This window comes from Vibrio sp. 811 (assembly GCF_033339195.1).
This window is the reverse complement of the sequence record NZ_JAWOUB010000606.1, coordinates 1-604: the sequence shown is the minus strand read 5'-3', so window position 1 is coordinate 604 and position 604 is coordinate 1. Positions and strand designations below refer to the sequence as shown.

At 44.9% G+C, this 604-nt stretch carries 2 protein-coding genes; one reads left to right on the top strand and one right to left on the bottom strand.

Translation table 11 applies throughout. The annotated features are described in order from the left end of the window. Nucleotides 1-331, top strand: a 331-nt coding sequence (locus tag R7Q46_RS28360; protein WP_318078467.1) for a LysR substrate-binding domain-containing protein, incomplete at its 5' end; no start/stop codon positions are given. A gap of 110 nt (nucleotides 332-441) precedes the next feature. Here R7Q46_RS28360 and R7Q46_RS28355 read toward each other — a convergent pair. Beyond that, on the bottom strand, nucleotides 442-604 hold a 163-nt coding region (locus tag R7Q46_RS28355), incomplete at its 5' end, for an EscU/YscU/HrcU family type III secretion system export apparatus switch protein (RefSeq protein WP_318078468.1).

Sequence of the window (604 nt, the reverse complement as noted above, 5' to 3'; positions counted from 1 at the left end):
GTACCGTTTTACCTCAAGTGGCACACTCGACCATTGGTCACTCACGTCTCCTGATGTTGATAAACATACGGTGATATTTGAACCGAAAGGCAATGCGGTGTTCAACGACGATTACAGCATGTTGCAAGCTGCTATTCAGGGGGTGGGACTTATCAAGCACATTGATTTATGGGTATTGAAGTATCTTGAAGAAGGGAAACTGGAGCGCGTTTTTGTTGATTGGTGTAAACCGTTTCCGGGCTTTTATCTCTATATCCCTTCTCGTGAAAACATACCCAAGAAAATCCGCGTCCTTATGGATTTTCTGATTGAAAAGCGCGCTGAGCTTTAGGTTTGCAAGTAAATCATACGCGCTTTCTGCAGACGTATCCGTGCTAGAAATGTTAAATCAACCTGAGTTTTATTGAGGACAAAGCAACGTACTTTGCCCTTTGAATAAAACTATCTTTGAGTACCATCAGATTCCAATGATGCCAGCCAACGGAGCACTTCTGCCGTGGCTTCAATTAACTCGCTTGGGATGTATTGGTCAACGTTGCCGTCGGCATAAAGCGCACGCGCCAATGGCACTTTTTGCATTACTGGCACGCCTTCTTCTCGTGCA